The 12,121-nt window shown below is 72.1% G+C and carries 12 protein-coding genes and 1 pseudogene; 5 read left to right on the top strand and 8 right to left on the bottom strand.

Going from position 1 to position 12,121, the window contains the following annotated elements; translation table 11 throughout:
- Window positions 1-212: 212 nt before the first annotated feature.
- Window positions 213-722, top strand: coding sequence for a hypothetical protein (locus tag B1L11_RS42570; protein WP_143737950.1), 510 nt, complete (start codon window positions 213-215; stop codon window positions 720-722).
- A gap of 61 nt (window positions 723-783) precedes the next feature.
- Here B1L11_RS42570 and B1L11_RS42565 read toward each other — a convergent pair whose 3' ends face one another.
- The 3 genes from B1L11_RS42565 to rox all read right to left on the bottom strand — a co-directional run bounded on the left by B1L11_RS42565 (window position 784) and on the right by rox (window position 2,931).
- A complete protein-coding gene (locus B1L11_RS42565) occupies window positions 784-975 on the bottom strand; it encodes a cellulose binding domain-containing protein (RefSeq protein WP_079320839.1) in 192 nt (63 codons plus the stop codon).
- Window positions 976-990: 15 nt separating this feature from the next.
- Window positions 991-1,359, bottom strand: a complete 369-nt coding sequence (locus B1L11_RS42560; protein ID WP_143737949.1) for a hypothetical protein — start codon at window positions 1,357-1,359, stop codon at window positions 991-993.
- Window positions 1,360-1,506: 147 nt separating this feature from the next.
- A complete protein-coding gene (gene rox / locus B1L11_RS42555; protein ID WP_218671667.1) occupies window positions 1,507-2,931 on the bottom strand; it encodes a rifampin monooxygenase in 1,425 nt (474 codons plus the stop codon).
- A gap of 447 nt (window positions 2,932-3,378) precedes the next feature.
- On the opposite strand from rox, the gene B1L11_RS42550 reads away from it, so the two are divergent.
- The 3 genes from B1L11_RS42550 to B1L11_RS42540 all read left to right on the top strand — a co-directional run bounded on the left by B1L11_RS42550 (window position 3,379) and on the right by B1L11_RS42540 (window position 6,425).
- Entirely contained in the window at window positions 3,379-4,053 is a 675-nt protein-coding gene (locus B1L11_RS42550) for a pyridoxal 5'-phosphate synthase (RefSeq protein WP_256863388.1), read from the top strand.
- Between the two features lie 325 nt (window positions 4,054-4,378).
- Complete coding sequence (locus B1L11_RS42545) at window positions 4,379-5,647, top strand: APC family permease (protein WP_079320843.1); 1,269 nt, start codon at window positions 4,379-4,381, stop codon at window positions 5,645-5,647.
- A gap of 61 nt (window positions 5,648-5,708) precedes the next feature.
- Window positions 5,709-6,425, top strand: coding sequence for a MerR family transcriptional regulator (locus tag B1L11_RS42540; RefSeq protein WP_079320835.1), 717 nt, complete (start codon window positions 5,709-5,711; stop codon window positions 6,423-6,425).
- A 30-nt stretch (window positions 6,426-6,455) separates the two neighbouring features.
- Here B1L11_RS42540 and B1L11_RS42535 read toward each other — a convergent pair whose 3' ends face one another.
- The 4 genes and pseudogenes from B1L11_RS42535 to B1L11_RS42520 all read right to left on the bottom strand — a co-directional run bounded on the left by B1L11_RS42535 (window position 6,456) and on the right by B1L11_RS42520 (window position 10,292).
- A complete protein-coding gene (locus B1L11_RS42535) occupies window positions 6,456-7,412 on the bottom strand; it encodes a phosphotransferase family protein (protein WP_218671666.1) in 957 nt (318 codons plus the stop codon).
- 87 nt (window positions 7,413-7,499) lie between these two features.
- Complete coding sequence (locus B1L11_RS42530; RefSeq protein ID WP_079320834.1) at window positions 7,500-8,384, bottom strand: fructosamine kinase family protein; 885 nt, start codon at window positions 8,382-8,384, stop codon at window positions 7,500-7,502.
- Between the two features lie 75 nt (window positions 8,385-8,459).
- Window positions 8,460-9,259, bottom strand: a pseudogene (locus B1L11_RS42525) (putative protein N(5)-glutamine methyltransferase).
- Between the two features lie 142 nt (window positions 9,260-9,401).
- Complete coding sequence (locus B1L11_RS42520; RefSeq protein ID WP_079320833.1) at window positions 9,402-10,292, bottom strand: sigma-70 family RNA polymerase sigma factor; 891 nt, start codon at window positions 10,290-10,292, stop codon at window positions 9,402-9,404.
- Window positions 10,293-10,356: 64 nt separating this feature from the next.
- Between B1L11_RS42520 and B1L11_RS42515 the strand changes: the two genes are divergently transcribed.
- Entirely contained in the window at window positions 10,357-11,082 is a 726-nt protein-coding gene (locus B1L11_RS42515) for an FMN-dependent NADH-azoreductase (protein ID WP_079320832.1), read from the top strand.
- Between the two features lie 6 nt (window positions 11,083-11,088).
- Here B1L11_RS42515 and B1L11_RS42510 read toward each other — a convergent pair.
- Window positions 11,089-12,121, bottom strand: a 1,033-nt coding sequence (locus B1L11_RS42510; RefSeq protein WP_306291782.1) for a DUF418 domain-containing protein, incomplete at its 5' end; no start/stop codon positions are given.

The following is a 12,121-nucleotide window of genomic DNA, read 5'->3' as shown; positions in this document are numbered from 1 at the left end:
ACCCACCCACCCGCATTCACCGCTCCGAAACGACTACGAATCGCAATCGCTACCTGACGGCTGGGGACATGCTCGGGAGTAGGGGGCCGACATTGCGGTGCCAAAAAGCCCTCTATACAGGCCGTAAAGGTGCGGCTACACTCCGGAGTGCCGAAAATCCGTGCCACTGGAGAAAAGTCCGTCCGAAAATCCGGCTGCGACAAGGGGTTGATATGGCGCTGCGATCCTATATCGAAGAAGAATTGGCCGGACACGCGATAGCCGAACTGACGCGGAGAGAGGCCTCGTCCGCGCTGTGGCGCCCCAAGGGGTGGCTGTACGAGGGAACGGTGCGGGCCGAACTCTATCGGCTGATCGCAAACCACAAGGACTTCCAGGAGAGCACGTACACGCTGCTCGCCGAGCAGTCGTATGGCAAGACCTACCCAGAGTCGAACCGGGCCGACCTGATGCTCTTCACGCTGCACGACGAGGACAATCCGGACGCGGACAGATTCATCATCTTCGAGGTCAAGTCGGAATTCGACAAGCTCAAGATCGATCAGGACGTGGCGAAGCTCCTCACCGCGGCCGACGAGTTCCAGGACAAGATGATCTGCGGATACATGTTCTACTGCGTTCCGCCGGCATATAAGTCCTGGGAGAAGGATTTGAAACAGTACGTCGCGTCCAACGGTGATCCTCAAAAGATCAAAATCATGCAGATGCTGATCGAGTACTGAACGCCGGGTGCGTTCGAGGGGAACCGTTCCCGACGGTGCCGGAGCTCGGCCGCTCTCGCGATCAGTACGTCGGCTCGTTCGCGCAGGGGGAGCCGTTGAGCGTGAACTGCTTGGGTGCGGGGTTGGCGCCGTTGTCCCGGCGGCCGAGGAAGCCGAAGGTCACGCTGCCCCCGTACGCCGCGCTCGTGGCGTTGTAGCCGGCGTTGGTTACCGTGACCTTCGACCCGCTCTGGGTGTACGAGCCGTCCCTCAGCCCGCCCGTGGGTGGCTACGAGTTGTGGATGCGGATCGTCATCCGGGGACAGTTGTCCAAGCGGCCGTAGTAGCTGTTGGTCAGGCCGGAGATCCGCCAGCGGTTGGTGGCACCCGTACCGCGGCCGACGACGTGGCCGTTGGTGGCGTCCACGACCTTCCAGCGGATCTCGCTCGCGTCGCACAGCGGGTTGCCGATGTACGACTCGAAGGTCGTCACCTCAATCCAGCCGTTGACGGCCGAGAGGTTCCCCGTGGAGCAGGTCGTCCAGAAGTTCTGAACGGTGCACTCCGAGTTCGCCGCCCAGGCCGGCGCCGCCGGCAGCACGGTCACGCCGGCTCCGACGGCCAGAGCGGCCGCCGCCATTCCCTTGCGAATACCCATATTGCTCTTCCTTGGCTCGTGCCGAACGGATACCGACGAGCAGAGCGCTTGGCGGTATAGGCCCGGTATGGGCTCCCCGCCCACCTCCGTGACCTGCACCGATGGTCGGTCTGTTCTCTGTGGCGGATGACCATTGCTCGGGCGAGATCAGTTGGCGGGCTTGCCGAACCAGCGGGAGAGGCGGTCGTCCAGGTCCCGCTGATCGTCGCCGATCCAGGCGACGTGGCCGTCGGGGCGGAGCAGGACGCACGGAACATCCAGTGCCGCGGTGGGGTCCGCGAGGTGATCGACCCGGTCCGACCAGCCGCCGACGGTCAGGCGTTCGGTGCGGTCCAGCAGCAGGCCACGGCCGCGATGCAGCAGACCGTAGAGGCGGCCCTGTTTCACGTCGATGTCGGGCAGGCGGCGGCCGAGCAGGTCGGGACCTTCGCCGAAGTCGTAGCGGATGCCGATCGCGGTGATCTTCTCGATCAGATAGCGGTTCACCTCGTCGAAGTCCATCAGTTCGGTGAGCAGCCTGCGCACGGCCCGCGGGCCCGGTTCGGCGGACAGCAGTTCCATCTGGGCGCGGGTGTTGTCCAGCACGTCCTCCGCGACCGGATGACGTTCGGCCTGGTAGGTGTCCAGCAGTGTTTCCGGCGCCCAGCCGCGGATCTGCGCGGCCAGTTTCCAGCCGAGGTTGACCGCGTCCTGAACGCCCAGGTTGAGGCCCTGCCCGCCGATAGGTGGATGGATGTGCGCCGCATCGCCGGCCAGCAGCACCCGCCCGACCCGATAACGTTCGGCTAGCCGGGTGGCATCTCCGAAGCGGGACAACCAGCGCGGGGAGTGCACGCCGAAATCGGTTCCGGCGATGGCGCGCAGCGCTTGTTTGAAATCCTCGAGGGTGGGCGGTTCCGCGCGACCGCTGACTCCCGCGGCGGGGACGACGACGCTGTAGACGCCTTCGCCGAAGGGCCTGAGCCAGAACTGCCTATGGGTCTCGTGGATCTCGGTCACCTTGGCGGTGATCTCCTCCTGGGGCACACCCACTTCCATCTCGCCCATCAGCGTCTCGGTCCGCGCGGGCTCGCCGGGGAAGCCGACGCCGAGCAGTTTGCGCACCGTACTGCGCCCGCCGTCACAGCCGATGAGATAGCGCGAACGCAGCTGTTCCCCGTCGGCCAGCTCGACGGTCACACCCTCGTCGTCCTGCTCGAAACCGGCCACCGTACAACCGCGCCAGACCTGCGCACCCAGCTCGACCGCACGTTCTTCCAGCAGGCGTTCGATGACCGGCTGCGGAATGCCCAGCAGATAGGCGTGCGCGGAATCCAGGCCCTTGGGCGCGGGTTTGTCGATGGCGGCGAAGAAACCGCCGGCCGGACGCCGTCTTCCGTGCTGGAGAATGCGCTCCAGCAGTCCACGCATTGCCATCAGCTCGAGACTGCGAATATGCAGACCGACGATGCGGACGAACGACTTGGGTTCGGTTTCCTTCTCCAGAACGAGTACCCGCACGTCGTGCAGCCGCAGTTCGGCGGCCAGCATCGCGCCGGTCGGCCCGCACCCGGCGATGATCACGTCGAACATGAGGGGCGCGCGATCGGCGCCGGAGGCCGGCGACCGTAGTCCGGGGACGTCGCCCACGGTGAAGTCGCGCTCGACCGTATCGTTCGACGGCGGCCCGGCGGGGAACTGCAGAGAGTTCATAGGTGTTGCCTTTCGGGAGTGCCCTGTTGTCGAGGCGCTCCCGGCGACACCTACATCAATCGCCGGCCGTGACGGGGGAGGGGGAGCACCCACATCGATACAGCGTTCATGGGTCTCACCTCCTCGGGCGGTGTCACGGTCGACTGCAAGCTACAAGCCCGAGCAACATCCCGTCGAATCCTTTTCCCAGCCGTATGATCACGGCTCCGGACGGCACGGGCCGCGGGCCCGGAGTTTCGGGGCCGGTGAACGGGCACCGCGCCGGCAGTGGTAGGCATGGCTGTGGCTTCGGAGATCACCGTCGCGGTTCGAGGTGGAGGAGCGATCGTGGGGGAAAACGGTCCGGCGGGTTCGATTCGTGATCTGTTGCGGGGGCTTCCCGTCTTCGACACCGAACTGCCGGGGTTCGACGTCGACGCCGCGCCGGCCGATCCGGTCGCCCTGTTCGTGGAATGGCTGACCTCGGCCGTCGAGGCCGGGGTGCGCGAGCCGCATGCCATGTCCCTGGCGACGGCCGACGCCGGCGGACGGCCTTCTTCCCGTGTGCTGATCTGCAAGGACCTCGGGGCGGACGGCACCTGGTATTTCGCGACGAGCGCGGGCAGCCGTAAGGGAGGGGAGCTGGCCGCCACACCGTACGCCGCTCTGGCGTTCTACTGGCCCGAGCAGGGCCGTCAGATCCGGGTGCGGGGCACGGCCTTCGCGGCGGACGCGCAGCGCAGCGCCGCCGACTTCCTCGCGCGTTCCCCCGGTGCTCGCGCGGACGCCCTGACCGGCCGCCAGTCGCAGGTCCTGGACAAGCCGTCCGACCTCGAAGCCGCCCTGCGCGCGGCGCACGCGCGGATCGAGGCCGACCCTGAGGTGGTCGCGCCGGGATGGACTCTGTACGGCGTCCGCGCCGAAGAAGTCGAGTTCTGGCAGGCCGACCACGACCGCCGCCACATCCGCCTGCGCTACACGCGCGAGGACGCCGCCTGGGCACGTCACCGCCTGTGGCCCTGACCGGGTGAGGAACCCGGGCCCGGAGCCGTGGACCGGGTCGAGCCGCGCCCGCCGAAGCGGGGCGCCGCTGACGAGCGGCCGCGGAGGCGCCGGGCCGGTCGGGGTACGTCACCCCGGGGGGAGTGAAACGGGACAGGTCGTAGATGCCGAGCGCCTTCTCGATGTCGGCGACCAGGGTGTGGGCGGCCCTGGCCCCCGTCGTACGCCGGGTGGCGGCGAGGATGCGCCCGGTCAGCTCGCGTCCTCTGCGGTGTTGCAGCAGCAGGACCGAGACGGTGCTCCGACGGCAGTACGGTGATCGATGTCGGATCAGTGGAGGTACGCGATGGCGCGCACCCCGGCAGGCGCGGGGCAGGGGCCGCTGGAGCGCCGGCTGGGCCTGGCCGACGCCGTGGTCATCGGGCTGGGTTCGATGATCGGCGCGGGGATCTTCGCCGCCCTGTCGCCGGCGGCGCGCGCGGCAGGGTCCGGGCTGCTGCTCGGGCTGACGGCGGCGGCGGTGGTCGCCTACTGCAACGCGACCTCCTCGGCCCGGCTGGCCGCGCGCTACCCGGCCTCCGGCGGCACCTATGTGTACGGGCGGGAGCGGCTGGGGGACTTCTGGGGCTACCTGGCGGGATGGGCGTTCGTGGTCGGCAAGATCGCCTCGTGCGCCGCGATGGCGCTGACCGTCGGCTCCTACGTCTGGCCGGAGCAGGCCCACGCGGTGGCGGTGGCGGCCGTGGTGGCGCTGACCGCGGTCAACTACGCGGGGATCCACAAGAGCGCCTGGCTCACCCGGGTCATCGTCGGAGCGGTCCTCGCGGTGCTGGCCGCCGTGGTGGTCGCGGGCCTGACCTCCGGCGCCGCGGACCCGGGGCGGCTGGACGTCGGTGCCGACGCCACCGCCGGCGGGGTGGTGCAGTCGGCGGGTCTGCTGTTCTTCGCCTTCGCCGGTTACGCCCGCATCGCCACTCTGGGTGAGGAGGTGCGCGACCCGGCGCGGACCATTCCCCGGGCGATTCCGCTCGCGCTGGCCATCACCCTCGTCGTCTACGCGGCGGTCGCGGTGGCCGCGCTCGCCGTGCTGGGTGGCGCCGGCCTGGGCGACGCGGTCGCACCCCTGGCCGCCGTCGTGCGGGAGGCCGGGCACCCCGGCCTCGCTCCGGTCGTACGGGCGGGCGCCGCGGTCGCCGCCACCGGTTCGCTGCTCGCGCTGATCCTCGGGGTGTCGCGCACCACGCTGGCCATGGCCCGAGACCGGCACCTGCCGCACGCGCTGGCCGCCGTCCATCGGCGCTTCAAGGTGCCCCACCGCGCCGAGATCGCGGTCGGCGCGGTCGTGGCGATCCTGGCCGCGACCGCTGACCTGCGCGGCGCGATCGGGTTCTCCTCCTTCGGCGTGCTGGTCTACTACGCCGTCGCCAATGCCAGCGCCTGGACCCTCGGCCCCGGTGAGGGACGGCCGCCGGGGGCCGTGCCCGCCGTCGGCCTGGCCGGGTGCCTGATCCTGGCCTTCGCCCTGCCGCTGTCCTCGGTGGTCTCCGGGGCCGCCGTGCTCGCCGTCGGCGCCGCCGTCTACGCCCTGCGCCGGAACCTGACGAGCGGCACTTGAGACTCGCGGGGCATTACCATGTGCGGATGCGACCCGAAGCCTCAAGTCCGGTGAGCCACAGGTGAGTCACAGGGCGCTGCGCCCGGTCGATCTGGCGCGGGAGGCAGGAGTCTCCACCCAGCAGATCCGCAACTACGCCGACGCGGGAATCCTCCCGCCCGCCGAGCGGACGGCCGCCGGCTATCGCAGGTTCGACACGCGGCACCGCGAGGCTTTGCTCGCCTACCGGGCGCTGGCCAAGGGGTACGGGTGGGAGGCCGCCCGTTCGATCATGCTGGCGGTGCACGACGGCGACCTGGCGGGCGCGCTCGCCCTCGTGGACGCCTGCCACGCCGCGCTGCACCAGCAGCGGCTCGCACTGCGGGCGACGGGGGAGGCACTCGAAGCGGTGGCCGGGCAGGACCCCGGCGGCCCGGCGGCGCCGCAGTCCGCCCTGCGCATCGGGGAGGTGGCCGCCCTTCTCGGCGTACGCGCCTCGGCGCTGCGGGTGTGGGAGGCCGCCGGGCTGCTGACGCCGCAGCGCGAGCCCGGCACCGGCTACCGGTGGTACGGCCCTGCCGAGGTCCGCGACGCCCGCATGATCCTCATGCTGCGGCAGGGGCGGTATCCGCTGGCGCGGATCGGGGACGTGCTCGACGGCCTGCGCCGCACCGGCAGCACCGAGGCGCTGCGCGCCGCTCTCTCCGAACGCGGCGCCGCCCTCGCCTCCACGGCCGTCGCCATGCTCGAAGGATCGGCGCGCCTGCACGACTACGTCACCGGCGCCGCGGCGCGCTGACACGCCTGACCCAGGATCTCTGCTCGCGGCCTACAGGGCCCACCAGTGCGTGGCCAGGCAGTCGAGAGTGGGCTGCGGCGGCGCGGGCAACCGGGTCAGATACCAGGCGAGGCTGCTGTAGCGGTGCAGCAGGGCATAGGCCAGCAGCCGTCTGCTCAGCTGTTCGCCCAGGTCGGACTCGCGGTAGCCGTACGCGAGGAGCAGGCGGCGCAGGATCTCGGCCTCGCCGCAGGAGAAGAACAGCCCCACCGAGGCGAACTCGTACTCCCGGGCGCCCCGCATCGCCGGTTCGAAGTCGAACAGGCCCGCCAGCCGCCAGCCGCCGCCGTCCCGCACCACCCTCAGGTGCTCGCGCATGACCTCCGTGTGCAGCAGGACGGGCGCGGACGGCGGGAGTTCGACGCTGTCGAGGAAGCCCGGGATCTGCGCCAGCCACGCCTCGTCCAGCCCGTCTGCCCGGTGGTGGGCCACGCACGCCTCCCGGCGCGTACGGATGAAGCCGTCCCAGTCCTGCGGGCCCACGACCGCGTCGACGGCGGGGGAGGAGACCGCATGGAGCGCCGCCAGGGTCTCGCCCACGGCGGCGGCGAGTTCCACCCGGTCGTCTCGCGGGATGCGCGGCCACGCCTCGGCGAGGCTCTCGCCGTGCAAGCGCGTCATCAGGATGTAGCTCCACCCGTCGACCCGTCCCGCTTCAAGGACCCGGGGCGTCGGGATCGGCAGGCGTCCCTCGACGGCCCGCAGGACGGCGTGCTCGACGTCGTACCCTTCCGGCAGGGCGGTCGAGGGGTAGAGCTTGAGCACGTGCCGGTCGCCCACCGCGTAGACCGGCACCGACCCGTCGGCGAAGCGCTCGACGCGTTCGTCACCGAGCCCGAGCCCCCTCACCAGGGCGGAGACGGCCGGGCCGAGACGGGACTCGTCCCGCCGGACGGCCATGAACTGCTCGTGGGTCTCGGCCGGCGGCAGCCGCACATCGGAAAGCACGGCCCGACAATAGACGAGGGCGCAGGAAGCCGATCAACTGGTTTTCCCGCGGCAACCGCCACTGCGTCCCCGTACCCTCAGCTGAGCTCACGGCCTCCGCCGGAACGGGGCGAGCGTGGCGCGTACGAGGTCGGCGGCGCCCCAGTCGGGCTCGAACTGGGCGATCACGGCCAGGTGCTGGCGTAGCTGGAGGATCGGCATGCGTTCGCGCCAGTCGCGGTCGAGCCCGGTCAGCTCGGCGTACAGCTCGAAGAACACGTGCGCCTCGGGCGGCGGCGCCGTCGTCCAGAGGTGTGCCAGGTCGACCTCGGCCCACGTGTACGAGACGGCCGGGTCGATCAGCGCGGGCCGCCCATCGGGGGTGGCCATGACGTTCAGCGCCCACAGGTCGCCGTGCGTCAGGCACGCGGGCCTGACCGGCAGCAGCTCGGGCAGCCGGTCGCACAGCCGCTCCAGCGCCGCCCGGTCCGCCGTGCCGAGCGCCTCCTGGACGCGACGCTCGCCGAGCCAGCGCAGCAGACGGTGCTGGGCGAAGAACTCGAACCCGTCGTCATCCCAGGTGTTGACCTGCCGGCGGCGGCCCAGCCAGTTGTCCCGGTGCCACCCGAAGCGGGGGTACCGCGTGGCGGTGTGCAGGTGGGCGAGCGCATGCGCGAACCGCTCCCAGAAGGCCTCGGTGCCCGGCCGGGGCTGCAGCACGGACAGCACGAGCAGGTCGCGGTCCGCGAGGACGATCTCGGGCGTGGCGACGCCGCCCGCCTCGCGCAGCACGGTGAGCCCTTCGGCCTCCGCGGCGAAGGCGTCGTCCGACGGCGGCTCGCCGAACGCCTTGACGAACACCGACGTGCCGTCGCCGCGGCGCGCGATCCCCGCAGTCGCGGCGAGGCCTCCACTGGCCGGCTCGACCGCGACGACGTCGGTCAGGCCGGCCGCGTGCAGGCGTTCCAGCAGGAGAGAACTCGCTTCTGTCACGGGTGTGCTCCTCTACTCCCCGAGGTCCCTGCGGAAAGGCGCCCGAAGCCGATCAACCGGGTTTCCCGCCGGCCGTCACCTGCGCGCGCCGCCCGGCATGGTTCCGATCACGGTGGTCGCGTCCAGTTCCTCGTCGTGTGTCAGGCGGGCGGCGAGCCCGGCGCGGGCGACGGCGTCGGTGGTCTCCCTGGCCTGGCCCTCGCTCGTCTCCACCAGCAGGTGGCCGCCCGGCGCGAGCCAGCCGCCCGCTCCGGCGACGACCCGCCGTACGATGTCGAGCCCGTCCGCGCCGCCGTCGAGCGCGACCTGCGGCTCGTGTACGCGCGCCTCCGGCGGCAGCAGCCCGATCGCGCCGGTGGGCACGTACGGCGGGCTGGCGACGAGGACGTCCACCCGGCCCCGCAGGGCGGCGGGCAGAGCCGCGTACAGGTCGCCCTCGTACACCCTGCCCCCGGCCGCGGCGAGGTTGCGGCGGGCACAGCGCACGGCGGCGGGGTCGACGTCCACGGCGTGCAACTCGACCGGCCCGACGGCGGCGGCCAGCGCCGCGCCCATCGCGCCCGAGCCGCAGCACAGGTCGACGACGACGGCGCCCGGCCGGGCCAGTGCGGCGGCCTGGCGACCAGGAACTCGGTGCGCGGCCGGGGCACGAAGACCCCCGGGTCGACGGCCAGCCGCAGGCCGCAGAACTCGGCCCATCCGAGGACGTGTTCCAGGGGCAGGCCAGCGGCGCGCCGGTCGACCATGTCGTCGAGCTCCGCGGGCGTACGCGCGGCGGAGGCCAGCAGACGGGCCTCGTCCTCGGCGAACACGCACCCGGCGGCCCGCAGCCGGGCCACGATCGAGGGAAAAGCGGGGGAGAAGGACAGTGACAAGGGAGAGCCTTTCGGTGTGCCGAGGGCGCTCCCGCGGTCGCCTGTCTCTACGCGACCGTACGCACGGGGAGAAGGGAGCACCCGACCTGTTCAGCGGTAATGGGGCTCACCTCCTCGCGTCGTCGCCGCCGTGACCGGCACCCTACACCAGAAGGGCGAGGTCCAGTGCGCGCAGGCGTACGGGGTCGGCCACCACGTCGATCTCGGCGATCCGCTCGCCCTCGATCGCCAGGGCGAGGGCGAGCAGCAGCCGGCCGCGCGGGGCCACCACGGCGCCCACGGCCCCGTCGACGAGCGCCGGTTCGGCGAACCGGGCCCGCCGCCCGAGGACGACGGTCTCCCGCGCGACCGCCCCCGCGCCGCGCACCACCGCCGGCACACCCGGGGGGCAACGCGGCCGGATCGGCCCGGCGGCACCACTCCGGGGCGCCAGCACCGCCATCAGCGCCTCCATGTCGCCCTCGCGCGAGGCGGTGAGAAAGGCGTCCACGACGCGCCGGTGCCGCGCGGCCTCCACACCGGAGGCCTCGGGCCTGCCCCGCAGCCGGTGGCGTGCCCGGCTGGCGAGCTTCTTGGCGGCGACCGGCGACCGTCCCACGATGGGGCCGATCTGGTCGAACGGCACGGCGAAGACGTCGTGGAGCACGAACGCGACCCGTTCGGCGGGAGCCAGCGTGTCCAGCACCACGAGCAGCGCCCGGCCCACGGAGTCGGCCAGCACCGCCTCCTGCTCGGGGTCGCCCGAGCCGTCCCCCGCCTGGTCGTCGCCCACCAGGTCGTACGGCCCCGGTGCCGCCTCCTCCCGGCGGGCGGCGCGGGCGCGCAGCATGTCGAGGGACACGCGGGAGACGACCGTGGTCAGCCACCCGCCCAGGTTCGCGACCCCGCCGACGTCGGAGCGGCTCAGCCGCAGCCAGGTCTCCTGGACGGCGTCGTCGGCCTCGCCTGCGGTGCCGAGCATCCGGTGGGCGACCGCGCGCAGATGAGGACGGTAGGTCTCGAACAGTTCCGCCAGCCCGTCGTGCTCGCCCATCGGTCACCTTTCCCCCGCGTGCCTCGTCACCACGATGACGAACGCGAGACAGGAGAGGTGACAGGTGACGTCCTTGCTGCATGTCGATTCCAGCGCGAGCCTTGCGGGCGATTCGGTCACCCGGCGGCTGACCGCGTCGTTCGCGGAGGTCTGGTGCCGGCGGCACGGCACGAGCGGGTACCGCTACCGGGATCTGGCGGCCGACCCCGTGCCGCTGGTGTCGCACGCGTACACGACGCTCGGCCGCCGGGTGGAGCGGCGCGGCGTCGTCCCGCTCGCGCGGGTGGCCGCGATGGCCACCGGCCCGGCCGAGGAACGCGAATGGGCGTTGACGCTGCCGCTGATCATGGAACTGCTGGCGGCCGGCACCGTGCTGGTCGGCGTCCCGATGTACAACTTCACGGTGCCCGCCGCGCTCAAGGCCTGGATCGACCGGGTGACGTTCCCGGGGGCGTACATCGATCCCGCGACCGGGAACAGCCGCCTGCGCGGCACGACGGTGGTCGTGGTCGCCGCCAGGGGCGGCGCCTACGGCCCCGGCACCCCGCGGGAGGGTTTCGACTTCCAGACGCCCTACCTGCGGACGTACTTCCGCGATCTGGGGGTGGCCGAGGAGAACCTGCACGTCGTGCAGGCCGAGATGACCCGCGCCGGGGACGTCCCCGCGCTGGCCCGCTTCAGGGAACTGGGAGACAGGTCGCTCGCCGAGGCTTACGCCGCGGTGAGCGCGCTGGCCGGGGAAGGGGAGGGTGACCGGGCGTTCCCGCAGGCACTCGGCTCGCGACCGTGACGCCGTCTACTCCCGGCGGAGGGGCGGGCGGCGGGCCCAGGTGGCCCAGCGCCACAGCCACTCCAGCGGGCCCTGCCGGTAGCGGCGCAGCCACAGGGTGGACCACACCCACTGGACGGCGAGGATGCCACCGGCGATCAGGGGCACGGCCGAGGCCGGCCAGGTGTGCGGCGGGCCATCGAGAGCGCGGCTCGCCGCCAGCACCAGGACCGTCGCGGACAGGTAGTTGGTCAGCGCCATCCGCCCGAGCGGCGCGAACACGGCCCGCAGTACCGGCCGCAGCGGGGTCCTGAGCACGACCAGCAGGGCGCAGACGTACACTCCGGCGATCAGCAGCCCGGCCCCGGCCAGTGCGATGCTGAAGCCGCGGCCGGCAGTGTCGAACCGGGTCTGGAGCCACAGCACGGGCGCCGCGGCGACGGCCAGGACCAGCCCGAGCGTGGCCGGTACGCGCGCCGACTGCTCCAGCCGGTCGATCACGCCGTACCTCACCAGTGCCGAGCCCAGCAGGAACAGCCCGGCGATCAGAGCGAAGCGGTCGCCTCCGACGAGCAGCGACAGCGCGACGAACGCGGGGGCGAGGGCGGCGACGGCCAGGCGGGGCAGCCAGGTCGAGGGCAGCAGCACCAGCAGGCCGACGACGGCGTAGGTGCTCAGGATGTCGCCCTGCCACAACAGCACGAAGTGCGCCACGCCGAGCGCGAGCAGCACCAGGAGCCGGCGCAGCAGGACCACGCGCGGACGGGCGGTACGGGCGGCTGCGGAGTCCAGCAGCAGCGAGAACCCGACGCCGAAGAGCAGGGAGAAGATCGGGAAGAAGCGCTGCTCGACGAGCAGGCCCAGCCAGGCCGCCTCACTGCCCCCGGGAGCGGACGGCGCGACGAACGCGCCGGTCGCGGCGATCGGCTGGACGTTGGCGAGCAGGATCCCGCATAGCGCGAACCCGCGTACGACGTCGAGCGCGGCGATGCGCGGGCGGCCCGCGGAGGTGGTGGAGGTGGCCGGGTCCCGCCGGGGCCCCCGGGGAGCGGTGGCGGGG

The organism is Microbispora sp. GKU 823 (assembly GCF_002027145.1).
GTDB lineage: Bacteria > Actinomycetota > Actinomycetes > Streptosporangiales > Streptosporangiaceae > Microbispora > Microbispora siamensis.
Note: the sequence above shows the minus strand (reverse complement) of the source record. Positions and strands in the feature narration are given on the sequence as shown.